Here is a 25,045-nt window from a genome sequence, read left to right on the forward strand (position 1 = left end):
AACCGGAAGATATCCATGAGTGAACAGCACAATTCGCAACCCGATAACAGCAGCTACGGCGCTTCGTCGATCCAGATCCTCGAAGGTCTGGAGGCGGTGCGCAAGCGCCCCGGGATGTACATCGGCGACACGTCGGACGGCACCGGTCTGCACCACCTCGTGTTCGAGGTGCTCGACAACTCGATCGACGAAGCGCTGGCCGGCTACTGCAACGACATCCACGTAACGATTCACGCCGACAACTCGATTTCCGTGACCGACAACGGCCGCGGGATTCCGACCGACGTGAAGATGAACGACAAGCACGAGCCGAAGCGCAGCGCCGCCGAGATCGTGATGACCGAGCTGCACGCCGGCGGCAAGTTCGACCAGAACAGCTACAAGGTGTCGGGCGGCCTGCACGGCGTGGGCGTGTCGTGCGTGAACGCGCTGTCGAGCTGGCTGCGCCTCACCGTGCGCCGCAACGGCAAGAAGCATTACATGGAGTTCCATCGCGGCGTCGCGCAGGAGCGCGTGCTCGAACAGGTGGACGGCGTGGAAGTGTCGCCGATGCTCGTGACCGGCGATACCGAGAACCGCGGCACCGAAGTGCACTTCATGGCCGATCCGACCATTTTCGGCACGGTCGAGTATCACTACGACATCCTCGCGAAGCGGATGCGCGAGCTCTCGTTCCTGAACAACGGCGTGCGGATTCGTCTCACCGACCTGCGCTCGGGCAAGGAAGACGATTTCGCGTTCGCCGGCGGTGTGAAGGGCTTCGTCGAGTACATCAACAAGACCAAGACCAACCTGCACCCGACGATTTTCTTCGCCACCGGCGAGAAGGACGGCGTGGGCGTGGAAGTCGCGATGCAGTGGAACGACAGCTACAACGAGAACGTGCTGTGCTTCACGAACAACATTCCGCAGCGCGACGGCGGCACGCACCTGACCGGCCTGCGGGCCGCGATGACGCGCGTCATGAACAAGTACATCACCGACAACGAGATCGCGAAGAAGGCGAAGGTCGAGACGACCGGCGACGACATGCGCGAAGGGCTGTCGTGCGTGCTGTCCGTGAAGGTGCCGGAGCCGAAGTTCAGCTCGCAGACGAAGGACAAGCTGGTGTCGTCGGAAGTGCGTGCGCCGGTTGAGGAAGTCGTCGCGAAGGCGCTGGAAGAGTTCCTGCTCGAAACGCCGATCGACGCGAAGATCATCTGCGGGAAGATCGTTGAGGCTGCCCGAGCGCGTGATGCTGCGCGGAAGGCGCGTGAGATGACGCGCCGCAAGGGCGTGCTCGACGGCGTCGGCCTGCCGGGCAAGCTCGCGGACTGCCAGGAGAAGGATCCGGCCAAGTGCGAAATCTACATCGTCGAGGGTGACTCGGCAGGTGGGTCGGCGAAGCAAGGGCGTGATCGTAAGTTCCAGGCGATCCTGCCGCTGCGCGGCAAGGTGCTGAACGTCGAGAAGGCACGCTACGACAAGCTGCTTTCGTCGGAGCAGATCGTCACGCTCGTGACCGCGCTTGGGTGCGGGATCGGCAAGGAAGACTACAACCTCGACAAGCTCCGCTATCACCGCATCATCATCATGACCGACGCGGACGTCGACGGCGCGCACATCCGCACGCTGCTGCTCACGTTCCTGTATCGCCAGATGCCGGACATGATCGAGCGCGGCTATGTGTATATCGCGCAGCCGCCGCTTTACAAGATCAAGGCGGGCAAGGACGAGCGGTATCTGAAGGACGACGTGGAGCTGAACGCGCATATGCTGCGGTTGGCGCTGCAAGGGTCGGAGCTGGTGCCTGAGGAGAATGCGGCGCCGATTTCGGGTGATGCGCTTGGCGAGCTGGCACGGTCGTATCTGCTGTCGAAGAGCGTGATCGAGCGGTTGAGCCGGTTGTATGACCCGGCTGCGCTGGAAGCGGTCATGGACGGCGTGGCGATCGATCTCTCCAATGAAGCTTCGACCGAGGCTTCGGCGAAGGCGCTGCACGCTGCGTTGCATGACGACGCTTTGAAGAACGACGTGCGCGTCGTGCCTTCGTATGACCCGGTTCGCGAACAGCGGTCGCTGCATGTCGAGCGTACGCACCACGGCAACGTGCGGGTCTCGGTCATCGACCAGGAATTCCAGCACACCGCGGATTATCAACAGCTCGTGACCACCGCGAATACGTTCAAGGGGCTTATTGGGGAAGGTGCGGTCATCAAGCGTGGTGAGCGCAGTATGGCTGTGAGCGACTTCAAGAGCGCGATGAAGTGGCTGCTGGCGGATGCTGAGCGGAACGTCTCGAAACAACGCTACAAGGGGCTCGGCGAGATGAACCCCGGGCAGCTGTGGGAAACGACGATGGATCCGGCAGTGCGGCGACTGCTGCGTGTGCAGATCGAGGATGCTATTGCCGCGGATGGGATCTTTACTACCCTCATGGGGGATGACGTCGAGCCGCGGCGGGCGTTTATTGAGTCGAATGCGTTGCGGGCGGGGAATATTGACGTTTAATTTTTGCTCGTAGCGTAGGGCGCCAGAGTAAGTGCGACTGGCGCCACAGTTTTGCGACTGGGCGACTAAGTTGGTGCGACTAGGCTATCTGTCTGGCGCGATGTCTGGTCGGCCGCGGAATCATAATCCGCAGGTCCGGGTTCGAATCCCTGATTCGCCACCATATTTATCAAGCACTTAACCCAGCCTACACGGCTGGGCTTTTTGCTTTCTGGGTTTCGTGTAGGCACCGCGTAGGCATTTTGGGTCTACGTTAATCCACACCGAACCATACGGCCGCGCTTCAGATAGGGCCGAATGCGGTTGCGGTGACGACGAGCAGGACGGTAAAAAGTCCATGCAGCGTCCAGCCCAAAACGTCCAGTTCGAGCATCTGGCGCAGACCGTTCCAGCCACGGTCGCGTTTATGCGCAACTGGCTGTGATCGTAGTCAATTCGCTCGTTCGAGGGCACCTCCCCAGTCAGTACCCGACAATATGTCGCAAAGCTCAGCCCGGACGGTTCGCGCTCCCTGCGCCAGGTCCACAGTGGCAAACGCGATGGCATGCCCCTGAATTGTGACCGATTCGCGAATGCGGACATCGACTGCTGGATGCAGGAACAGCCCTGACGCCTGATCCCATAGCGAGTCGAGCCCCTCTTGCGATCGCAAATACGTGTACATCTGGTACAGGTATTGGCTTTTCAGACTCGCACCGCCAAAACGGCTCGAACCGAGAACCGATGTGAACTTGGTGTCGATGACGAGTCTGCGACCGGCGCCGAGATCATCCATGATGATGTCGGTGATCATGCCCGGCAAAATCTCGGCAATCCCATCGGACGCCGCCGACATCTGCCAGTCAATATGCGCGCCACCACGGACACGCCACCCGATGGGCTGCAGCTCAACGCACGCAAAACCGAGTACTGCCTTTTCAAACAAGCGACGTACCCACACGTCGCGACTGCGATTGTCGTGCATTAATACGCCCATTCCTCATGGCGCACCGGCAAGCGATTTAATTCATCCTTCAGTTGCCGCCACTGCGGCATGAACCGATCCATCAACGACTGGAACCGTGCATTGTGGGTCGGCTCGATCAGGTGCAGCAGTTCATGCACGAGAATGTATTCCAGGCAATCTGACGGCTTGCGAGCCAAATCCGTATTCAGGCGGATGTTGCCCGACACCGGGTTGCAGCTTCCCCACTGCGTTTTCATGTGCTGCACGAGGACACGGTGGGCTTTGACGCCCAGGAGCGGCTCCCATTTTTTTAGCAACGCCGGCACGACTGCACGAACCTGGTCTCGGTACCAGGCGTCAAGCGCTTCACGGCGGCGGCTCGCGTCACTGCCGGCGCGTATGCTGAGTTCGAGCGTCGAATGCTTCAGCCGCACGGCCGGTGCCGAGTCGGCCTCCACAATGCGCAACAGGTAACGCTTTCCCCAGACATAGTGGCTCTCCCGGTCCAGATATTCACGGGCCGTCTCCCGTTCCTGCGAAAGTAGTTTGCGCTGCTGTCGCCTGATCCAGTCCAGCCGCGTGATGGCATACACGCGGATGATGTCGGGCGTCATGTGCAAGGGCGCAGAAATCCGCACACGCCCGTCCGGCGGGTAGACGCTCAGATGGACATGCTTAATGTCCTTCCTTATCAGATCGACATGAATATCACCGAGATCGATGACCTCGCCCACTTCCACGTTCAATACTCCTGCTTCTGTTCGAAGACGATGAGAAACAGCCGTTCGACCTCCTGCTCGTCCTTCAGGATCTCCCACATCGCGTGCTTAATGACATTCTCACGCGGCACCACACCGCGCCAGTCGGCTGGGCGGACACGCCTGATGGCGGCGTCCAGTTCGAGCGACAGGGCCAACGCATGTTCCGGCGAGCAGTTATTGCCAACTTTCAGGTTATTGAACAACGCACGCTTGCCCGCATTATCGAGCGTAAGAGGGATATCGTCCGACTTACCTGCCTGCACCCGGGCCGCAAGATCGGCCATCTGTTTCAGGTATTCCTCGTACTCAATGGCTTTCTCTTTGCGCTTTTTAATGAGCTCATCGAGCAGCGCCGACATTTTTGCAAAATATGCTGGATCGGTCAGATGGTCTTTGACGATCTTGCTGCGCACGTTGTTCTCGATGGCTTCAGCAACTGACTGTCTATCCTTAATGCTGCCAAGCTTCTTCGCGATCGCATCGGCGATGCCGGTCTTCACGATGAGGTCGAGCAAACCGACGTTCTCGAAGTCGGAAATCTTGCGCGGTTCGCTAGCCGCGATGTACGTGTCGATCAGATGGCGCATGTCGGCTTCGTACGGCTTGAGATCAAGCGTCTCGCCGCTCGCCAGGCGAATCAACTCGCGCAGCTTCACATACTGATCGAGATCCTGGCGGATGATGACTTGTTGAGAAGCGCTGTAGCCTGCCTCATCCAGTTCATCAGCAATGAGCGCATAGGCACGGAGCAAGCCGACGACGCCCGTATAGAAGGCAACGCGCAGCGGCTCGCGGGCCTTGAGGTCGTCGCCTATCTCAGTATTGCCGCAAAAATAATGGATGTGTTCCAGCTCGCCCTTGGGCGGCTCAACGTTCTCCATCAGCAGCGCCATCGCTTCCAGCGCCGCATCCAGACGCCCCTTACCCTTCTGGACCCGGCTCTCGAGCAGGATTTCGGGATCTGCACCACCGGCACTGTGGTCCAGCTCGGACGCATATACCGCGATGGCGTTCTCGACCTTCTTGAACAGGTCCTTGTAATCGACGATGTAGCCGAAATCCTTATCAGCGGTATCCAGCCTGTTCGTACGGCAGATGGCCTGGAACAGTCCATGATCCTGCATGGACTTGTCGATATACATATAAGTGCAGGGCGGTGCATCGAACCCGGTCAGCAGCTTGTCCACGACGATCAGCAGCTTCATGCCGGCCGGCTCGTTGATGAACCGGGCCTTAGCCTGCTCTTCGTACGTCTCGGTCTTCGACATCCCCGCCTTGGCCTGCACCTCCTTTAGCAATTCGGTGTAGGTGTTGTAGATGAACTGTTTGTCGGTCTCGGTATTTGCGCCGGTTTCTTCTAGCGTCACGTCCTTGGCTAGCGGGTTGTACGACGTAACAACCGCGCACTTTCCCTTGAACGGCGTCTTCTGAAATAGCGTGAAATACTTGCATGCCTCGTAGATGCTTGACGCCACCAGCATGGCATTGCCGCGTTCGTTGGAGAGTCGTTGCTTGGTGCTGAAATCGAAGATGATGTCCTCGACAACGCGATCCATGCGAGAGCGCGAACTGAGCACCTGCTGCATCGTGCCCCATTGCTTTTTCAGTTCGTTTTTCTGCCAGTCGTTCAGCGGTTTGGTTCTCGATTCGAACCATTTGTCGATCTTGTCCTGGGAGCCGAGCTGCTGATCAATGTCGCGCGCCTCGTAGACGAGATCAAGTACGACCCCGTCTTCCACTGCCTCGCTGAACTTGTAGGTATGAATGTAGCTGCCGAACACTTCGAGGCTGGTAGCGGCGTCGCGCTTGAGCAGCGGTGTGCCGGTGAAACCGACGAACACGGCCGACGGCATCATCGCCTTCATCACGCGGTTCAGACGCCCGCCTTGCGTGCGGTGGCATTCATCGACAAACACGAAAAGATCGCCTACGGCACTCCCGGGCCGCGACTCGAGTTCCTTGATGAAGGCATCGAAGTCACCATCACCAAGTCCCTTACCCGCACCGAACTTATGCACCAACGAGCACAGCAGGCGCGGTGTCGGCTGACCTAACCGCGTCATCAGGTCACGGCCGCTATTGGTACGGTGAATCGTCTCTCCGCTGTCCTCGAATACGCGCTTGATCTGCTTGTCGAGTTCATCGCGGTCGGTAATGACGACGACACGGGCGCGCGGATTGTCCTCCAGAATCCATCGAGCCAGCAGCACCATCAGGATGCTCTTGCCCGCGCCCTGGGTGTGCCAGATGATCCCGCCCTGACGTTTGCGCACATGTTCTTGTGCGGCCTTGATGCCGAAATACTGATGCACACGCGGTAGCTTCTTGACGCCGCCATCGAACAAGACGAAGTCGTGCATTAGCTCGATGAGCCGGGCCTTGCTGCACATCCTGAACAGATACTTGTCGAGCTTGTAACCGCTGTTATCCGCCTCGTCTTCTTTCCACCGGAGAAAGAATTTTTCCGGCGTGCCGGTCGTGCCGTATTGCAGCCCTTCTGAATCGTTACCGGCAAAGATAAATTGCACGGTGCTGAAGAACCAGGCATTGAACTCGGGGCTCTGGTTCGATAGATTCTGACGGATGCCGTTGCCAATGCTCACGCGGCTGTTTTTTAGCTCCAGGACACCGATGGCGATCCCGTTCACGTAGAGCACGAGGTCCGGGCGACGCTCGTATTCGCCCTTCAGGGTGACTTCCTCGGCAATCGCGAAATGATTGCGCGTTGGCTGCGACCAGTTGATGAGCCACACGGTCTGCGCGACCTTGTTGCCTTCGACCTTGACGGGAATGCCGTAGCGAAGAAGTTGATAGACGGCTTCGTTGTTGGCGTTCAGGTCGCGCTGCGCGTGGTTTGCTTCGGTTTTGAGCCGATAGATGGCCTGACTGATCTGTGCGGGACGATAGCCCGCTTCGGTCAGGTAGGCCGTCAGCGGCCCCTCTTCGACGTTGTTGTTGCCGACGCGATCGGTCCAGTCGCCCAGATAGTCGTACTTTAACTGCTCGGTGAACAGCTTGATCACGCGGTTCTGCGTGGCTTTTTCTGACTTGCCGATTTCGTCGGTCATGTGGGTCCCCTACACCAGTCTTGTTTTGCCCGTCAGTAGTTCCTGCATCATGCCCTGCTTCAGCAGACGAGTTTTATCGCGTCGAGCTTGCAGTGCGGCCAATTCGGCATCCATGTCGGAGAGGACTTGGGCGATGGCAGCTTGCTCAGCAATGGACGGTAACGCGATCTCAGCACTCGCTATGTGACTACGGTTCGTGGAAAGCACCTTCGTTCCAGCAGCCAAACTGCGCAGATGCGCGCCGAATGCCGGAATGAATTGAAGGTAGGCCTTAAATCCATCAGCAAGAATTCTTTTGTCGAAACGCACAGCGATGGTGTGCAGTCCCGCGACTACTTCTGTCCCTTCCGCACCGACAACCTCCACCGACTTGCCAACACCTGCCAAGTCTTCAGTAGCATCGACGAAAACAAGATCACCACTAACCAGCCGTCCCAGGCGAACAGCTTTGTCCGCGCGAAGGAACGGCATGATTGCCTCCGACGGATTCAGATGAACAGCCCCGGAAGTATGGATATCGCCATAGTGCAGATACTTGATGCTGCCATCGATGGACAATTCCGCACGACTATACACGCCGTTCCGAATAAGCGTCGCATGATCACCTAGGCGTGTCACCGCCCACTCCCCCTTAAACCCTGGCAACCTCGTCTTGCCCGTGAGCAACTGCTGCATGGCAGCCTGCTTGAGGTCGCGCTTCTTGGCGATGAGGGTGTCCAGGCTGGACAGCAGCGCGTCTACATCGCCCAAGGCTTCGGCGATGGCGGATTGTTCCGAAATAGATGGAACTGCAATTGCATATTTGACAAATGTCGTCGGGTACACATGCTTGATTGTGATGCCCTTAGCCAGATCAAGCGTTTTCTTTCGATAGTTTCTTGTACCAAGCAAGTACGAGATAAAAACCACGTTTTGCTTAGTATTGAGGGATATAACCTCCCTCCCAACCGCTGTTGGAAACCCGTCAATCAGTGCGCAAGCTTTTCCAGTGTTCGCCGAAACATTGGATGAGCTAGCAAAAAGAACGCATGGAGAATTCACAATATAGGGGGCAGCCTGCTCGGCCGCAAACCACTTGATGCGGCCCGAATCGATGACCTCTGAAAAATCAGTGTACAGGCTCGTATACGGAATAGCTGGGATTTCTCCCTGAGGTGAAATGTCATCCTTGAGCAACCCCTTGCCCATTTCCAATTTTCCCAAATCGCCAAGGCAACGAACACCCCAATCATCAGGAATTACGCCAACTTCCGTTTGCTTATAGCCCGGCTTCAGTTCCATGCCGCCCCCATCTTGCGCAAATGCGCCTCAACACGAGCGGACAACACCGCGACTTCATCAACCAACACTGGCAGCGGGGATTCGTAGCGCGATGCCAAGTCGCGCACACGGCTGGTGAGCATTTGCGATACGCGCTCCAATTCGTCCGACACGGTAGCAGACAGGGCCGCGAGCCACTTGTCTTCTACCACCAACGTCTTGATTTCTTCGACAGTGAGCTTGGGATATTGCGCGTAAGCCTTGGCATCCAGCTCGGTTTCCAGGGTCTTAAGCGTCTTCTTCAGCCCGGCTTCCTTATCGGACAGCGACTGCCATTGCTTCAACACCGCAAGTTCCTCGGCAGCGTCTTCTTCCCTGCCGATCTCTTTGATGCGCTCCTTCACTGCCGCCGCATTGATTTTTTCGAAGCCGCTGAACACAGCTTCTTCGCCGCTGTGCTCTTCTTCTAGCTCGGCCAGAGCGCTGCTGGCAGCTTCCAGCGCGGCGCTCGTCTCATCAATCGCCTTTTGCTCGGCAGCGAAATAACGCGCCACGATGTATTGCTTGGGCACCAGGTCGCACGCCCACCCCTTGTCCTTTTCGACTACCTTTGCGTTTTCACCCTTGCCTTTCTTGATCTTTTCGATGACGCGATAGGTCTCCGCCACCCAACCATCGGCTGCCAGCAGGTAGGCATCGTCCTGCATGGTTTCCGCCCAGTAATCCATCAGGTGCTGGTACACGTCGTAGGCATCGATCAGCGGCTTTCCTTCGTAGTGGTTCAGCAGGCCATCGGCCAGCTCCACAATGAGCTGCTTCGGGTGGAAGCCCTTGTCCAGCGCCTTCAGCTCGGGAATTGCCTGCGCCCGCCAGGCACCGAAGTGTTGTCCCATCTTCTCGAGATAAGCAGCAAACTGCGGGTGCTGGAATATGGCGAGCTTGATGGCGGTCTTGTCCACGGCCAGCGTGGCATAGCCTTCCCGCAGCGGATCGAACAGTGCGCCTCTCAACTGCGGGCAGACCGCCCAGTAGTCGCTCAGGGCTTCCACGTCTGCCAGAGGGATGCCGCCTTGCAGGTGGCCGTGAATGTCCTGAATATCCTCGGCCACGCTGCTGTCGATGTAGCGTGGCAGGTTGAGGTTGAAGTCGTTCTTCTCGATCTCGGCCAGACCCACCATTCGGGCGTAGCGCGGATCGCTCTCGTCCTGGCGGTTGAACACGTCCACGATGCGATGGATGTCCTGCTCGCGCAGGCGATTCTTGGGACCATCCTTGATAAATCCCTGGCTGGCATCGACCATGAAGATACCCTTGCGAGCCTGGGCGTTTTTCTTGTCGATGACGATGATGCAGGCCGGAATACCCGTACCGAAAAACAGGTTGGCCGGCAGACCGATGATGCCCTTGACGTATCCGTGGCGAATCAGATTCTTGCGGATTTCCGCCTCTGCGTTTCCACGGAACAGCACGCCGTGCGGCAAGATGCAGGCACCTTTGCCCGTGCTCTTGAGTGAGCGAACGATGTGCAGCAGGTAGGCGTAGTCGCCTTGCTTGGCCGGTGGCACGCCGAACGTATCGAATCTGCCATAGGGGTCGTTGAACGGGTCCAAGCCCGTGCTCCATCGCTTGTCAGAAAATGGAGGATTGGCCACCACGAAATCGAACGTCTTTAGTCTGTCGCCATCCCTGAACTTCGGATCGGTCAGCGTATTACCCTGGCCGATCAGCGCCGTGGGATTGTCGTGCAGGATCATGTTCATGCGCGCGAGGCCACTGGTCGCGGAATCCTTTTCCTGGCCGTACAGTGTGACTGACGTGGGCGCGGCGTCGCCGACTTTCAGAAGCAGTGAGCCCGAACCGCACGTCGGATCGTACACGGTCGTCTCGCTGCTCGTGCGCGTGCTGCTGATGCCAATGATCTGCGCCATGATGCGGCTAACTTCCGCTGGCGTATAGAACTGGCCTTTGCTTTTGCCACTTTCGGTGGCGAAGTGGCGCATCAGGTATTCGTACGCGTCGCCGAGAATGTCATCGCCGTCAGCGCGGTTCTTCGAGAAATCGAGATCGGGGCTCTCGAACACGGAGATCAGGTCGGTTAGACGCCTGACCATCTCCGCGCCAGTGCCGAGCTTGCCACTATCGTTGAAATCAGGCATGTCGGACAGCTTGTTGGCTGCCGCCAGCGGCCCGACGATTTTCTTGTTGATCTGGTCGCCAATGTCCGGCTTGCCTTTCAGGGCCACCATGTCCACGAAACTGGCGCCTTCCGGGATCGTGATCGGAGCATAGCGCTGGCCGGCGTATTTATCACTGACGTACTTGATGAACAGCAGGACCAGCACGTAGTCCTTGTACTGGCTCGCATCCATCCCTCCGCGCAACAGATCGCAAGACTCCCAGAGGGACGAGTAAAGGTCGGATTTCTTGATTGCCATAGGCTTGGGTTGGAACGTGGGTCGGTACCTGAACGACAACTCAGGTGCCGGTTTGCCCTGAATTTTAAGGCATGCCAGCACGGCAGCGATTGAAAACAGCATTAGACATATATCACCGCTCCGAGCACGGCAGCAACCTGCCCGCTCCGCCCGCGCAATCCCGTGCTGGCGAACCTCCCGGGAGCCGCGATGCCCACCTATCCTTCTCCTCTTGAATATCTACTCGCGTTCGGCCTGGTCTTCGCGGCCGGCGTCCTGACCTCGGTGGCCCTGCGCCGGTACGGTGACAGGATTCGGCGGGAGGCGAGCGCTCATGCGTGAACCGCGTTTCTACCCTCATCCTCGCGATCCGTGTGGGCATGCGACCTTCTTCCTGCTGTCGCAGCTCCATGCAGGAGAGCTTCGCGTGTCGGCTGTTCCGGTTGCCAGTATCCCGACTTACCGGGAACTGACCGCCGTAATGGCAGAGCGGGCATCGGTCACGGCGGAACTGGCGCGGGTGGATGCACGGCGCTGTATCCGTAACTGCTCCACATGGCAGGCGCGTCGAACGTCACTCGGCGCCCGTCTCGATGCGCTCGACGCCGAAGCGGCTGACGTCCGACGGTATCAGGCCATCCAGGACGGTAACGCGGAGCACCGCGTGACTGCGCGTGACGATCCGGTCACGGCACGGCTCGCGATGTTCTGCGGGATACCGGAAGCACGACTGGATCTGTTCGCGGGTCTGGGCTTCGCTGCCGTACTCGAAGGACTTGCCTGTCTGCTCTGGTGCGTTGCACTGGCTCCCCAGGCTCCGCAGTCACCGTACTAAACGCGGGGAGCAGGTCAGCATCACTTAACTTGGTGACCAGGTACTCAATGCGGCTAGCTACCGTGGTCTTCTATGCGAAACCCTGCGGACCAGCGCGGCAGTAACGTTGATCTCGTAGGGCCACCCCCTTTTCAGACGATGGCGCCAAATTTAGCGCTTATCCGCTTGATTGCGCTGCACGCACCGCCCTGCGGCAAATCGCCGGCAGAAAGTCTGCGGTGTGGATACAAAAACGAATATTAATTTGCATCACCAAAGATATGTCTTTATGGGATGCGCGCAAATCGTCACTCCACGGTGCAATTCTCCCTGGAACCGATCCGAAAAAATATAAGAGTCCTGACTTTGCGAAATTTCTCGGATCCAGCTACGCTCGAGACTCGCCTAAACATCACCCTGCTGTCGAATATCACCGTGACAAATCTTGGAAACTTCGTGCGCACTCGCCGGCGAGAGCTCCGCATCACGCAGACGGAGCTTGCGCGCAGAGTGGGAGTCGACGACGCCTACATCAGTGCGATCGAGCGAGGGATTCGCACGCCTGATGGCGTTGCGTTCATCAAGCAACTAGGGGATGCGCTAAACCTGGACGCAGGCGGAAAACAGGAACTCGTGACGGTCGCCACGTGCTCTCAGCGCTACATTCATTTGTCAGATCCGCTGCCCGTGTACAAATACCAGGTCATTGCTGACCTAGTGCATGACCAGGGTCTGTCAGAGGAAGATATGGAGGCGATTGCTCACGTGCATGCAGCGATTCGACGAAATCGCAAGATGCCGACCGGCCCAATCAGCCAAGGAGGAGCCATGTAAAAAGAAAAGCGCCACGAAGCCGAAGGCCTGCAGCGCTTTGGATCAGAATCAGTTGCGATTCGTCTCCCGACAAAGCCGAGTCTCTACCAATCTGATCTCAGCGTCAAGCCCCGCTTTTTCTCTACGATTTGCGCCACCTAGAAATTCGATCAAACTTGATCGAATTTCTGAGTTCGCTCGCCCGTACGCGAGGTTCTTTTCGACATCACACTGCTGTCGAAGGGTGGCGTATTCCCGAAACGTAAGCGTCTCCACGAGACGCGACGGAGAGAACTCGTGCCTGCAATATCCCAAACCTTACTTATTCACGCCTCATCGCGTCGAGTGCGTCGCATCGTGACCGTCTCTGGCCGCGGTGCGCGAGGGACCTTCCCGAGTCGGAAGTCCGCAAAGTCGGCTCAGTTCGAGAGCCGCATCGAGGAAAAGACGTTACGCATCCTGGAGGTAGCCCCATCAGTTGAGTCAATCGAAACACAACCGCAGGTATTCGAATACTCCGACGGCACGTACCGACGGCGCTATACGCCTGATGTGAAGATCGAAACTGCCGTCGGAACGGTGTTCCTCGAGGTCAAGGATGACGAGTCACTCACTTCAAACTCGCAAGTAATCGCTCGACTTTCCGCCGCCGCTCGATATCTCCGGCAACGTGGTCATCGTTTCCACATCGTTTTGCTAAGTGACCTCGACAACGATCTTCAGCACCAGATCGAGCTGCTTCTAAAAGCGCGTCCAATACGCAGGCGGTATCGACCCAACATCGACGCAACGCTCTGGGACCCAGAAAACGGGACCCATCCGTCTACGGAGGTGCAGCAGCAATGGGAGAGCGCAAAGCAGGAATGTGACGCGCTACTCCATCGGATTATGAAGCGGGACCCGGACGACCTTCTGCCCGCATCGATTCGCTAACCGGAGGCACACGATGGCCAATTTCACCAAAGATCAAATCATCTTCCGGGGCGAAGGGAAATTTCGCATCGTCCGCGTACAAGATGACATCGCCCAATTGGAAAACACCGCGACGGGTGAGTTCTCCAACCACAGTGAATCGAATCTCCTGGAAGAATATCTGCGGGGGTATCTCCGTACGTCCAACAGCAAGCAATATCAACGCGCCCCCAAACGCAGCATTTTCAAGGATGCATTGGATGCCAGTGTATCCGCAGGTGAGCCAGGAGATTTCTCGACGCGCCGGCGAGTCAACTATCTTGTAATGCTCGATCGAATGGACGCATTCGCGGGTCACCGATCGGCACTGCGTAAGGCCATTCAAAAAGTCGCGATAGATCTTGCAGATCCTACTCCACCGCACGAAACCACGGTATATCGGTGGCGCCGCCGGTACCGCATCGCGCGGTGCGATATCCGTGCCTTGCTTGATCAGTCAGAGCATCGTGGCGGACAGGGGCGATCACGGCTCGACCCGATCGTGGAAGGCATCATCCACGAAAGCATCGAGACAGCCCTCCTAAATAGTAAGACTGGCACTGCCGAGGAGGTCTATAACGCAGTCTTCCTCGAAATCGCGCGTAAAAATGCGATGCGTATCGAATCCGAGTGGCTCAAAGTCCCTTCGCTCCGGACCATTCAACGACGCACCCATGATATCGACGCATACGACCATGCTGTTACTCGGTATGGCGAGCGAGAGGCTCGACGTAGGTTCGCGGATCAGCATCGCGCACGGAAGGTGTCCCGCATCCTCGAAATTGTCGAGATCGACCACTCACCGGTAGATTGCATATACGCGGATTCAAACGGTGAAGCGATCGCTCGACCAATGATCACCGTCGTTTTGGATCGATTTTCCAGATGCGTGCTTGGCTTCTGCATCAGCTCGGCCGGGCATGGGGTCCACGCCATATTCGAAGCGCTACGGCACGCCATGATGCCGAAGAGCTATCTGCAAGAGCGATTTCCGGAGCTATCTCTGGAGTGGCCATGCCATGGTTGGCCTGAGCGCTTGCTCATGGACAACGGGCGAGAAATGCACGCTCGTGCAGTCGTCGACGCCATGACCAATTTGGGTGTGATCTGTGAGTACGCGGCGTCACGCGATCCAAACGACAAGCCGTTCGTCGAACGCTTTCTCAAGACGTTCAACTACTCCTTCATCCACAAACTTCCAGGAACAACCCTCGCCAAGATTCATCAACGTGTCGGCTTCAAGGCGGAGGACGAAGCATGCATCACGTTCGAGAAGCTTATCGAAATGGTTCATATCTGGATCACGGAGGTCTATCACAAGCGGCCTCACAAAGGTCTTGGAGGCCGTGCACCGATCGACGTGTGGAAAGAGGGGGCCTCGGCGAATCCCCCCTTGTTGAAATGCAACGCCGAGGATCTCAGCATCGAGTTTGGCGAACATGACGAGAGCGCACTGCAGCACTATGGTATCGACTTCAACACATTCCGGTATGTGTCTCCGGAGCTACTCGTCTTGCGGCGAATGTTGCCCGCAAAGTCAAAGGTGCACATCAAGGCTCCGTATGAAAACGCCGGTCTGATCTATGTATGGGATCCAATCGAAAACCAATACATCCGCGCCGTTAATACCGACGACCAGTACCACAACCTAACGGTCGAGCAAGCCAAATTGGTGAAGAACCAGTACAAAAATTCTGACTCTCATCAACGGACCAGGGCAAGCGCTGAAGAAATGATTCGTGAGATGGCCAACGACGCGATGCGATCGAAGAAGCTTAAGGACCGCAAACGTGGTGCACGTCAAGCTGGCATGACATCGAAGACCGTCAATCGTCATCCACCGTCTGTACTTGTACCGCGGAGCGACCCACCTCTAGCCATTTTTACGTCGGACTCCGATGAGTTACCCGGATTTGAAGTGGACACCTTCGATGCCGAGGTCTATCGTGAAAAATAACTCCGCGTGTGCAGCAACCGTCCAGAAGATCCGGAAAGAATTCATCAAACTCCCTCACGTCATACGGATAACGGCTTCATTGGACCGTATGTACGCGTATCAGTGTTGCAACGAGGAAGCCGAGCATCTGATGCTGGTCGGTGAATCCGGGGTGGGAAAGTCTACGCTGCTTTCTCGATACGCAGCAGAACATCCTCCGATCGAACACGAGGAGTTCACCGAGGTCCCAGTACTGTACGTGGTGCTGGGTCCCTCCCCCACGCCCAAGACGTTGGCACACACAATCCTGCGCGTACTGGGAGACCCGAAATGGAACACGGGCCGGGAGGTGGAGCTGACTGCCAGGCTGGTGTTTCTCATCAAGCAATGCCGTGTCCGGCTCGTGATCGTCGATGAAGCCAATCACTTGATCGACCGAGGTGGAGAGAAAACGCTCCACACTGCCGCCGACTGGATCAAGCGGTTGGTCGATGCGACGCGAGTGTCATTTGTACTAGCCGGCGTCCCCAGAATCACGCGCTTGCTCGATACGAATGATCAGCTACGCGAACGCTTCCGGGAGGTCGTCAGGATCGATCGACTATCGGTGGCCAGCGAATCCGCCGAGTTCGAATTCCGCAACGTACTTGTGACCTTCAAAAGATATCTCCAAGACCTCCCGGCGATTGACATTTCTGGCATTGCGATTACTCGCCTATTTGCGTTCGCGACCGATGGACGTCTTCGTGACATCCGGAGACTCCTGGTGCGCGCAGTCGAACTGGCATACGCACAGTCTGATCCCAGATTGACAGACCGGGTTCTCGCGCAGGCATTCCGTACCGTCATCTATCCGGATGCGCCAGACGAACGAAATCCTTTCCATAAGCGATTTGACGAGATGCCTCTCGTGAAAGGCGATGAACCCTTTGCACCGGTGGAGCGCTGACATGATGACGTCCGACACTTCTCGCCCACCACTGTGCCGCCCCAAAATCCTTCCTGACGAATGGATCGAAACCTATCTTTTTCGCGTCACTAGAGCCAACGGCATTCGCCGCCCAAGGCTCAGTGACATCGAGCGGTTTCGCCCAACGCTTCCCGTCACAGCCGTGAGCAAATCTGACGGCTATCCAATTTGGGGCAACGCCATGCTACCGCGCTGGAGCGTAGTTACCCGGGTGAACAAGATCCGGTACTGTCCGGAATGTATGGTTGAGTCTAGGCATATTCGTTCGCGTTGGCGCCTCACACTCTTTGAAGTCTGCACGCTCCATCATGTCCGGCTGAAAGACAATCTCGCCGAACCCGTGATGACCCGAGGCTATAAGCAAAGCGATAAATACCTGATCACCGATATCACTGACGAGCAGCTCTGGGACGGTGCGGTGTGCCCAATGCCCAACGAGCGACAGCATGTCGATCGATTGTGGTCGGAGTTTGAACGGCTAATCCTTGGAAGCGATCTATCCGGCGCCTTCGCGCAGCTGACTCACATCTTGTTTCTGGAGGCCATCCTCGATGCCCTGGCAACCACCATGCCAGAGTTCAAGTCGCTGCCCTTGGACGCACCCCGATCAACCCGCCTGGCCGAATTAGTCGAGAGAAACCAGTTTTCCTTGGTGCCGGATTCGGATGGAATTCGAGATTTCCTGGATCAGATCACCGATCCGTCGCATCGCGGCGTGGCCCTCGCGCGACTACGTCGCATGTTGCTCGATGAGGCCCAAAGACGTACATGTCTTTCTAGCTTACCGATCGCAGACCTAAGGAGGCGGCTTTTGATGGATGGCCAGAAGACCATCACCCCGCAAACTCGCGGGCAAGTCCACCCAAGGCACGGCGTACCGGACGGATACGTAAGTTTCGAAAAGGCGACTTTACTCATCGGATGCACCAAGGATCTTCTCAAGCATCTCATTCAAGAGGACTTCTCCCATGGTGCCGTCACGGTCCAGCACGGCAACAAACGATATATATTTTTCCCATCCTGGGCAGTAGAAGCATGTCGCCGATGGTTTGCGTCCGTCGTAACGCACGAGCAGTTGATGACAGAACTGTGCATTACTCGATCCGGGTATATCACGCTATTGAAATCTGGTTTGCTGAAGCCATTGACGGTCAAAGGACAGGCGTATTTTTACCGAACACATCTCACCAGTCTGTGTCACCGGTTAGAGGAGCTATCGCGACCTTGCCCGGCTAGCTTCGCGCATTTACAACCGTTGTTCGGAACATGGTTGCCATGGAGGGGACCCTACACATCAAGCTCGTGCGAGATGTTGCAGGACATATTCGCTGGAAAATTCCCCATCTTCCGTCGACTGGAAAATCCCAGTCTATCTGCTTATTTTATTGATTCGACGGCAATCGAACGGCTACGTCAGTTCAGAATGAATATCGTCGCCAAACAGGCAAGGCTGGAACGGTCATCGCAGCAACTCTCCTTCTTGCCAGAATGAATCTCAAACCAATCCATAACGCAGGTTGGCGCTCGCGGGGAATCGCCCTGTTCGCAGGGCGGTTCCTTGTACGACCTATGGCATGCTCGGATGAAAGCTTCCTTGGCTACCGCCTGCGGGTCGCATTCGCCAACGGAGTTTCCAACCCTGGCTGGTTAGACTGTCGGGATTGCAGCCTACCCAAAGCTTACGGTATCGCCCGCTGGTGTCCACATTGCTTGGCCGACGCCGGATGCTATTGGCGCGAGGACTGGTACTCCGGGCCGGCAGCGTGCTTGACGCATCGCTGCTGGCTGACCTCGGTATGCGCCGCGTGCCAGCGAACATTGCGCTGGAAGCAGGTTCGCTTCGCCATTTGCACATGCGGCGCACCACTGCGAGAAGCGGCCGTCGACAAATTTTCGGCCGAAGTACTGAAGCTGATTGGCGAACAAATTACTTCGAGTGCTGCCTCGTTGTCTGTTGGGGAACGCTGGAACCTCGCCCGTTTCCTTGGGGCGCTCTCGCAATTTGGGCTGCAGGGCAAGCCATTGAAGAGGGCGTCGCGTCGAACAGAGAATATCGAACAACTCTTGGTGACAGCAGGCGCATCACTAATCGTCGATCGATCCGCCAGCTTCGAATTGCTTGATCGCCTTCGTGCGCCTCAGGCGGATATGGATAACGTCCCCTTGTTCTCGGAAGTCTTTCCGCACTTGCTCACCATGCTACGCAAACAATTGAGTAAGGAAGAACATCGGTGGATGCTGAACATGCTGGACGCATACATTAGCAATTCATCTCGTCGAGGGTCGGCGGTGCTCTGGGAACGAAGGAGCGATACAAGGGGGACGAACACGGAGTTGCGCAGTCGCCAGAAGACACGGAACTCGGCCGTCACCAATATGCTCGCGCAGACGGGTGAAACCGTACCAGTCCGGCGAACCCCGGCTGGACGGCAAAAGTTTGCAATCAGCGCCGATAACCTGAAACGTCTTCGGAACACGCAGCGTTCGCTGGTCCCGCTAAAGACAGCGGTCCGCTACGCCGGGATGTCCACCAGACGCATCCAAGCACTGGCGAAGGCGGGCCTACTTGCTTCACACGAGACACGCATCGACACGAGATCTGTCGATCGATTCCTCAACGACATCACGGCAGTGTGTGCCCGTGACGGACCGGCAATTGAGGATCCGATCAGCCTGGCCGAGGCCTTACGTCTGTATGTGCCTGTAGACGCGTCTGCAGCATTCTTCAATCACCTCGCGAACGGTGCTATGCGCCTTGCCGTCGACAGGGGCAAGCAACCGACGTTGCGGAATATTTTTGCCAACCGCGACGACGTGATTTCCGCCGCGCAGATACCGGTCGAATCGGATTCCCCGATATCAATTGTTGAAGCGGCTCGTCGACTCGGCATCAAACAGGAAGTGATGTACCACCTGGTCAACATAGGGCTAGTCAAGACCCGAACGGCCAAGCTGCGCCGCCGGGCAGCACAAGCTATCGATGTTGATGAGCTGAAGAAATTTGTCGAACAATTCCAGCCACTGCGCACAGTGGCAAGTGCGATCGGAATCTCCGCTCGCGAGGCACCCGGTTGGGCTCGGCAACATGGTATTGAGATCGTCACCGGGCCATCTGTCGATGGCGGGCGACAGTACTGGATCCGCAGGCAGGCCACCGCAGATATTTCTCGCAGTGCGGGAAGCGAAGCCTGAAGACTTTGCCTTCGTGGGCCGCTTGAGCCTGCCCTGCCACCAGGAGCTTATATGGGAATCTGGAAATCTCCCCCGGTTGAACTGGAACCCGTCGTGTTTTTGTCCCGCTGGCAGGTTATGGAGACAGACAAGGGTTTCCGCCATTTCATTGGTCACAACATGGAAACCATGAGCGGGCGGGCAAGCACCCCTATCGTGAAATTTGATCCAGAGACACGCCGCGGGGTCACCCAATCCGGAAGGATCTACGAACTGATCGCGGAAAGCGGCGTCGACTTCAATGCCAACATTCTATGGAACATTACGTGCGCTGAAATCGGCGTGGCTTCCACGGATGTCTCATCTGAGTACGACCAAACGCATATCGCCTCCCTGCAACCTGGCGCACCTTTCATTGCCAATCTGTACTACGACGCCGCGTTAAGGTGCCTGGGCGCCAATGTGCCGGCCACCCATCAATCTTTTGAGTCACGAAATCCAGGCCTCTTGGCGGACCAGCTATTTGCAATGGGCGTGAGGCAGGGTTACCTACGCGTCCCGAATTTTGACACGGTCGAAAACCGAATTGAATTTATTGATCTTGTGCGTGCAGTAGAGCGGCGGCTCAATGAATTGGAGCGCGGCTTGCCGCGTGACGCTGATGGACCGCCAACCGAAGAACCGTCGTAACGACGTGACGACTTGCCGATATCGAACATCTTGATCTGATGCTAATCAATCTGATCAACCATCTAACCATGGATCGTGAAGCTATGAAATTGCTCGTCCTGTCCGACCTGCATAACGAATTCGAACCCGCCGTAGCTGACGCGAAGGCCATCGCTCAGTCCGACGTCGTCGTGCTGGCTGGCGACATCCATACAAAGGACCGAAGCATCGGCTGGGCTCAGGCATTCGTTGACGATCCAGCCAAGCCCGTTATCCTCGTGGCCGGGAATCATGAGTTCTATCGGGGACACTTCGACGGTACGCTCGACAAGCTGCGAGATCTTGCGCAGGGCACGAACATTCATTTCCTGGAGAACGATGTGCTTGTGCTGGGCGACGTTCGTTTTCTCGGGTGCACGCTCTGGACAGACTTCAAGCTGTACGCCAACAACATATCCTCCACGACATGCATGCGGGATGCTCAGCAGGTAATGACCGACTTCCGGCTGATTCGCGCGACGTCATCGTATCGAAGGCTGTACCCGACCGATACCGTCCGTCGACATGAGGTGTCGCGCGCATGGCTTCGCAATACGCTGAGCGAGCCATTTGCAGGCAAGACGGTCGTGGTCACGCACCACGCACCCTCGGCAAGCTCTATCGATTCGGCATATGACGGGGATTCGTTGACGCCCGCCTACGCGTCGAATCTGGAACATCTCATGGGAGCCACGGCTTCCCTATGGATTCACGGTCACACTCATACCAGCTCCGATTACATCGTTCCGGGCAGCGACACTTCTAGTACGCAGGGAACACGCGTGATCTGCAACCCGCGCGGGTATTCGCCCAAGCACCTGAATCCGGACTTCAATTGTGGCCTACTGATCGAGGTATAAGTCAAGACCGGAACTCAACACGAGTGCAATGACGACGCGCACTTTCACCAACACTGAGTCCCCGGATTTCATCGACGTCGATACCTCCCCGTCGCACCTCGCAAACATAATTCGCGCGAAAAGCCCAAGGAAACGGTGGATCGCTATTCCTGTTCCGACGCCCGATTGTCGGCTGCTATAGCGTCCATCGTTGATACGAGGCTCTCCAACAGGTCGCCGTGATACCGTTTCAGGTGCCCGTGAATATTGTTGTTTCGGAGCAGACGGCTCATGAATCCTTTGGCGACGACCAGCGCGAGCATAGTATCGCCCACTTCCGTCTCAACAGCTTGGCAGTCTTCCCGCAGGCGCTCCATCTCCGCTTCCATGCGAGCTAGATCCTCGGGCGATATCTCGCTCTTTTTCTTCGGCTTGGCGAAGTCATTCAATCCTTCAGGCCTGGTTGTCGCGAGGATCATCTCCAAGTATGGGACTGTGAACTTGTTCGCCGCCACCATCATTTCGGCCGCCTCGATCTGCCGATACGGCTTCATTTTCTTGAGCAGAATGAATATCTTGGGCAGCACCTGCCGGTTCTTGAGGATAGAAACAGCTTCAGGCGCGACGCCATCGAGCATCGTCGCTCGCTCACGAATACTACGAACGTCGGTCCGTAGGACTTCTGCAATGCGCTCTTCGGACGCGCCTTTCGCGAGGGCGGCCCGAATCATTTTGTGCTCCTGCACTGCGGACAGGCGATTGATATGCCGATTGAACGTGAATCCCTCATCGTCCGTCGAAATCATGCATGGTGCTACAGCGCGACCAAGTTGCTTCAACGCTTCAAGTCGCAAACGCCCATCTAGCAATTCATAGTGTCCCAGGCGCTCGGTTGACGGGAAAACGGCCAACGGTTCGATGATGCCCAACTTCTCAATGGAGGTCATGATCGAGCCAAACTTGCGCGTCAGGACCATCCCCTTGGACAGGGGTGAGCCTGGGTGGATCAGTTCAATCGACACCTCAATGATCCGTTCCTCGAAGCCTTGCTTAACGGTCGTCATGGCAGCAGTTCCTGCGGTAGTCGCGTCGCAACCGCTTCGGGGATGTCCTTTATCCCCTCTGCGCGGAGCAATGTTCGGAAATGCTCGTCGGACAAAAAGCGTTTGATCGCAGAAATGATCAGCAGCAGACGCTGATCCTGAATTCTCGCGTTCTGAAGGACGATTTTTTTCCTTCGCACTTCTGTCTGATATGTCCTGAGTAATTTTTGCGGCGTCGTATTGTCCCTGGAATGCAGTCGACCGCTCATCTTCTTTCCGGTGGCCTCCCGCTTACTTATGATTCGCCGCACTCGAATCAGTTGTTCGCCCTTCAGCGTCTTCGACTCATAGGCGGAAAGCATAGCTGCTTGCACATCTTCGCTAGACGAGCGCGCGATTTCAACGGCTAGCCACAGTGGCATGTCGCGCTTCTCGACAGCTTGTAGCAGTCGCTGCTCGCCTCTTTCGAGCAACACAAGAATTCCGCTGATGTAGGCGGGATCCAGGTTCGTCTTTTTTGCGATTTGGTCATTGGTGTAGCCTTTGGCTCGAAGGACTTGCAAGCCGTTCATAAGCTCGACTGCCGAATGCCGACGCCGAGCAATGTTCTCCGTCAGTGTGATCAAAAAGCGATCGATTTGACTTGCCTCGACGATGCAACACGGAATCATCGTCTCGCTTAAGGCCTTGAGTGCCTCGAGTCGCCCTTGTCCGCATAGCACCTCGTACCAATCTCCTTCCTCGTTCTTACCTCCGTGGGCCACCGTGATAGGCCGCTTCAGTCCAACCGTGGCAATGTTCTCCACGAGCTGGGAGAAGAAGTAGGGGTTTCGCGTACGCGGGTTCAGCACCCGAAGTTGGTTCGCCGGAATTTGCACAATCGCGTCGCTACGTGCGAGTGTGGACCCAAGTCTGTCCAGCCGATCATTCATACTCAACTCCTTTGAGTGGCGCACGACGCCCGAGTTGGCAGAGCACATCAAGATCGTCAAAGCGATACGCCTCGAACCCAAAGTCGTTGTAGTCTTGAAGGCGCACCATATCGACCCGCAGTTCGACCGCGGGCAGTAGGAAGTAGTCGCGGATCGACTTGGCATCGAACTCCATACGCGCCGCGACAGTGATGTCGGGCAGTAGCGCATTGTCGAAGCGGATCACCCACCGATTGCTGCCGACGGCGGTCGGCCGGCAACGCGAAAGAACGAGAGAAACACGAAACTCGTCGTTGACCCATAGCAGATCGGATCGCGCATCCTTCACGACATCTGCTCCGGCTTCCGTCATAGCTTGTATCGCCTGAGCGACGATCTGAGGATGAAGTCGGCGCAGTTGCCGATTAATCTCCACGTAGCGATAGTCTCTACTCGGCAAGTAGCCGATCAGATCATAGGTTCGCAGCAGGCTCCCGAAGCGGTGCATGTACGCGCTGCTGGACGGGCAGCCGACAGCTTCGTCAATGATGATGCCTGACAGATAACCATTCTTCAGAAGAAGCTGACGCAAGCGCTCGAGCATCTCGGCATCGCTCATACGATATGAGCGTGCCATGATGATCTGCCGTGCAGCTTCGAACAACAAGGGACTGACAATTGGCTTGAACGCGTTGTCCGCTCGCACCCATTGCTCGGGTGGGTTCTTAACCCGCTGTTGTTTCAGCTTGAACGAGGTGCGGTTCCAAACGTTGTGCCCGACATATTTTTCATTGGTGAGAATCTGATGCACCGTGCCACGCGTCCACAACGTCCCTCTATCAGTCGGAATGCCTTCGGCGTTTAGTGACGCTGCTATCTCGGTCTCGGTTCGTCCATCCTCGACAAAGGCGCTGTAGATACCGCGAACGGTGTCCACTTCTTCCGCCGGCCCAGGAGACAAGATGACCCGGTCAGTCTGGATGGATTTTTGCTGGCCGCGCTCCAGGGTGCCTTTGATTTCTCTCGCGTGGTCGATCAGCATGCGGCGCAAACCGTAGCCGGCAGGACCGCCTTGCCGATTTCCGCAACGGATCAGCCGGCTTTGCCCAGCATGAACCTTCACGCTGAGCTCGCGGCTGTACTCTCCCGCCATAGTCCGCTTCACGCTCTTGATGATGCTGGAGACGGGGCTCCCGTCGTTTTCGAACTGCTCTGCGCAATAGAGAACTTTCACCCCAGCATGCTTGCATCGAATCTCGTAGCTGGCACTTTCGTCGGGGTCCTGAAATCGCCCCCATCGGCTAACGTCGTAGACCAATACGACAGAGAAGTCCGCGTTGCCTGACTCTGCATCGCGCAGCAATGCCTTAAGCGAATCCCGGCCGTCGAGACGTAGACCGCTTTTCCCTTCATCGGCATATACGCGAACGACCTCGAGGTCTCGTGTCTCCGCGAATACGCGAATGACGTCCAGCTGATTTTCGGTCGAATACTGTTGATGCTCTGTAGACATGCGGACGTACGCGACCGCCCGGCGTTCGGTACCCGAGCCATCATGCCCTGCCTGTCGCGTCGAGCGGACCACGCTGCCTCCCTTCGGCAAGCTACCCCACGCCCGCCTACGTCAAGACACTCCGTCAGACGACTATAGTTTTGGAGACGCGAAAAATGTTGCCGAAAACAAGTAAGAAGTTGCGCGACAACGAGACATCAAAGGTGGGAAGCGAATACCCACTCGTCATCGCCCTTGCGCTCAAAGATGAGGTGGGAGGTTCACGGCGCGCGATAAAAACACTGACGCGGTGGACGGGCGCTAGCGAGCGCACCGTACAGAACTGGCTCTCTGCGGTTCGGGGACCAAGCGGCCCACATCTGGTAGCCCTAGCCAAACATTCGAATGCAGTTCACGAAGCGTATTTGTCGCTCTCGGGACGGAGTGAGGTCGTCGAC

The 25,045-nt window shown here is 56.9% G+C and carries 18 protein-coding genes; 10 read left to right on the plus strand and 8 right to left on the minus strand.

Translation table 11 applies throughout. The features are described 5' to 3' along the window. The first annotated feature begins 15 nt into the window (after positions 1 to 15). The gene (gene gyrB, locus C7H84_RS25280; protein ID WP_121861310.1) at positions 16 to 2,490 is read left to right on the plus strand and encodes a DNA topoisomerase (ATP-hydrolyzing) subunit B; all 2,475 of its coding nucleotides are present in this window, start codon (positions 16 to 18) and stop codon (positions 2,488 to 2,490) included. Positions 2,491 to 2,920: 430 nt separating this feature from the next. On the opposite strand, the gene C7H84_RS25285 is transcribed toward gyrB, so the two are convergent. From C7H84_RS25285 to C7H84_RS25305, 5 genes are read right to left on the minus strand one after another with little or no spacing between them, the layout of a single operon-like run. After that, positions 2,921 to 3,454 carry a restriction endonuclease gene (locus C7H84_RS25285; RefSeq protein WP_121861311.1) on the minus strand — a complete coding sequence of 178 codons (534 nt, stop codon included), beginning with the start codon at positions 3,452 to 3,454 and terminating at the stop codon, positions 2,921 to 2,923. Beyond that, the gene (locus C7H84_RS25290) at positions 3,454 to 4,176 is read right to left on the minus strand and encodes a SprT family zinc-dependent metalloprotease (RefSeq protein WP_346428394.1); all 723 of its coding nucleotides are present in this window, start codon (positions 4,174 to 4,176) and stop codon (positions 3,454 to 3,456) included. The genes C7H84_RS25285 and C7H84_RS25290 overlap by 1 nt, the downstream gene beginning before the upstream one ends. A gap of 2 nt (positions 4,177 to 4,178) precedes the next feature. Further along, positions 4,179 to 7,265 carry an HsdR family type I site-specific deoxyribonuclease gene (locus tag C7H84_RS25295; RefSeq protein ID WP_121861313.1) on the minus strand — a complete coding sequence of 1,029 codons (3,087 nt, stop codon included), beginning with the start codon at positions 7,263 to 7,265 and terminating at the stop codon, positions 4,179 to 4,181. Between the two features lie 9 nt (positions 7,266 to 7,274). Continuing rightward, the gene (locus C7H84_RS25300) at positions 7,275 to 8,546 is read right to left on the minus strand and encodes a restriction endonuclease subunit S (protein ID WP_121861314.1); all 1,272 of its coding nucleotides are present in this window, start codon (positions 8,544 to 8,546) and stop codon (positions 7,275 to 7,277) included. Then, entirely contained in the window at positions 8,537 to 10,960 is a 2,424-nt protein-coding gene (locus C7H84_RS25305) for a class I SAM-dependent DNA methyltransferase (RefSeq protein ID WP_121861352.1), read from the minus strand. Before C7H84_RS25305 ends, C7H84_RS25300 begins: the two co-directional genes overlap by 10 nt. Before the next feature lie 313 nt (positions 10,961 to 11,273). On the opposite strand from C7H84_RS25305, the gene C7H84_RS25310 reads away from it, so the two are divergent. The 9 genes from C7H84_RS25310 to C7H84_RS25350 all read left to right on the plus strand — a co-directional run bounded on the left by C7H84_RS25310 (position 11,274) and on the right by C7H84_RS25350 (position 21,162). Continuing rightward, the gene (locus C7H84_RS25310; RefSeq protein ID WP_240462092.1) at positions 11,274 to 11,774 is read left to right on the plus strand and encodes a hypothetical protein; all 501 of its coding nucleotides are present in this window, start codon (positions 11,274 to 11,276) and stop codon (positions 11,772 to 11,774) included. Between the two features lie 435 nt (positions 11,775 to 12,209). Further along, the gene (locus tag C7H84_RS25315; protein ID WP_240462095.1) at positions 12,210 to 12,587 is read left to right on the plus strand and encodes a helix-turn-helix transcriptional regulator; all 378 of its coding nucleotides are present in this window, start codon (positions 12,210 to 12,212) and stop codon (positions 12,585 to 12,587) included. Between the two features lie 336 nt (positions 12,588 to 12,923). Next, complete coding sequence (locus C7H84_RS25320) at positions 12,924 to 13,499, plus strand: Tn7 transposase TnsA N-terminal domain-containing protein (RefSeq protein ID WP_240462093.1); 576 nt, start codon at positions 12,924 to 12,926, stop codon at positions 13,497 to 13,499. 13 nt (positions 13,500 to 13,512) lie between these two features. Further along, the gene (locus tag C7H84_RS25325) at positions 13,513 to 15,474 is read left to right on the plus strand and encodes a DDE-type integrase/transposase/recombinase (RefSeq protein ID WP_121861316.1); all 1,962 of its coding nucleotides are present in this window, start codon (positions 13,513 to 13,515) and stop codon (positions 15,472 to 15,474) included. Next, positions 15,464 to 16,402, plus strand: a complete 939-nt coding sequence (locus tag C7H84_RS25330; protein WP_121861354.1) for a TniB family NTP-binding protein — start codon at positions 15,464 to 15,466, stop codon at positions 16,400 to 16,402. Before C7H84_RS25325 ends, C7H84_RS25330 begins: the two co-directional genes overlap by 11 nt. 1 nt (position 16,403) lies before the next feature. After that, positions 16,404 to 17,915, plus strand: coding sequence for a TniQ family protein (locus C7H84_RS25335; protein ID WP_162999356.1), 1,512 nt, complete (start codon positions 16,404 to 16,406; stop codon positions 17,913 to 17,915). A gap of 326 nt (positions 17,916 to 18,241) precedes the next feature. Beyond that, positions 18,242 to 19,615, plus strand: coding sequence for a hypothetical protein (locus C7H84_RS25340; protein ID WP_162999357.1), 1,374 nt, complete (start codon positions 18,242 to 18,244; stop codon positions 19,613 to 19,615). Between the two features lie 51 nt (positions 19,616 to 19,666). After that, positions 19,667 to 20,284 (plus strand): hypothetical protein, encoded by a 618-nt coding sequence (locus C7H84_RS25345; RefSeq protein ID WP_121861319.1) that lies wholly within the window; start codon positions 19,667 to 19,669, stop codon positions 20,282 to 20,284. Between the two features lie 83 nt (positions 20,285 to 20,367). After that, positions 20,368 to 21,162 (plus strand): metallophosphoesterase, encoded by a 795-nt coding sequence (locus C7H84_RS25350; protein ID WP_121861355.1) that lies wholly within the window; start codon positions 20,368 to 20,370, stop codon positions 21,160 to 21,162. 143 nt (positions 21,163 to 21,305) lie between these two features. Here the strand turns inward: C7H84_RS25350 and C7H84_RS25355 are convergent, their stop codons facing one another. From C7H84_RS25355 to C7H84_RS25365, 3 genes are read right to left on the minus strand one after another with little or no spacing between them, the layout of a single operon-like run. After that, positions 21,306 to 22,205 (minus strand): plasmid partitioning protein RepB C-terminal domain-containing protein, encoded by a 900-nt coding sequence (locus C7H84_RS25355; protein WP_121861320.1) that lies wholly within the window; start codon positions 22,203 to 22,205, stop codon positions 21,306 to 21,308. Then, complete coding sequence (locus C7H84_RS25360; RefSeq protein ID WP_121861321.1) at positions 22,202 to 23,116, minus strand: plasmid partitioning protein RepB C-terminal domain-containing protein; 915 nt, start codon at positions 23,114 to 23,116, stop codon at positions 22,202 to 22,204. The genes C7H84_RS25355 and C7H84_RS25360 overlap by 4 nt, the downstream gene beginning before the upstream one ends. After that, entirely contained in the window at positions 23,109 to 24,680 is a 1,572-nt protein-coding gene (locus C7H84_RS25365; RefSeq protein WP_276208413.1) for a recombinase family protein, read from the minus strand. The genes C7H84_RS25360 and C7H84_RS25365 overlap by 8 nt, the downstream gene beginning before the upstream one ends. Between the last annotated feature and the right edge of the window lie 365 nt (positions 24,681 to 25,045).

The organism is Burkholderia sp. Nafp2/4-1b (genome assembly GCF_003635165.1).
In the GTDB taxonomy this organism is placed as follows: domain Bacteria; phylum Pseudomonadota; class Gammaproteobacteria; order Burkholderiales; family Burkholderiaceae; genus Burkholderia.

Bases quoted from the DNA above. Each gene is read 5' to 3' on its own strand.
- C7H84_RS25360 (WP_121861321.1), bottom strand. From the start codon at position 23,116: ATGAATGATCGGCTGGACAGACTTGGGTCCACACTCGCACGTAGCGAC.
- C7H84_RS25325 (WP_121861316.1), top strand. From the start codon at position 13,513: ATGGCCAATTTCACCAAAGATCAAATCATCTTCCGGGGCGAAGGGAAA.
- C7H84_RS25295 (WP_121861313.1), bottom strand. From the start codon at position 7,265: ATGACCGACGAAATCGGCAAGTCAGAAAAAGCCACGCAGAACCGCGTG.
- C7H84_RS25305 (WP_121861352.1), bottom strand. From the start codon at position 10,960: ATGGCAATCAAGAAATCCGACCTTTACTCGTCCCTCTGGGAGTCTTGC.
- C7H84_RS25335 (WP_162999356.1), top strand. From the start codon at position 16,404: ATGATGACGTCCGACACTTCTCGCCCACCACTGTGCCGCCCCAAAATC.
- C7H84_RS25310 (WP_240462092.1), top strand. From the start codon at position 11,274: ATGCGTGAACCGCGTTTCTACCCTCATCCTCGCGATCCGTGTGGGCAT.
- C7H84_RS25345 (WP_121861319.1), top strand. From the start codon at position 19,667: ATGGGAATCTGGAAATCTCCCCCGGTTGAACTGGAACCCGTCGTGTTT.
- C7H84_RS25355 (WP_121861320.1), bottom strand. From the start codon at position 22,205: ATGACGACCGTTAAGCAAGGCTTCGAGGAACGGATCATTGAGGTGTCG.
- C7H84_RS25300 (WP_121861314.1), bottom strand. From the start codon at position 8,546: ATGGAACTGAAGCCGGGCTATAAGCAAACGGAAGTTGGCGTAATTCCT.
- C7H84_RS25350 (WP_121861355.1), top strand. From the start codon at position 20,368: ATGAAATTGCTCGTCCTGTCCGACCTGCATAACGAATTCGAACCCGCC.
- gyrB (WP_121861310.1), top strand. From the start codon at position 16: ATGAGTGAACAGCACAATTCGCAACCCGATAACAGCAGCTACGGCGCT.
- C7H84_RS25285 (WP_121861311.1), bottom strand. From the start codon at position 3,454: ATGCACGACAATCGCAGTCGCGACGTGTGGGTACGTCGCTTGTTTGAA.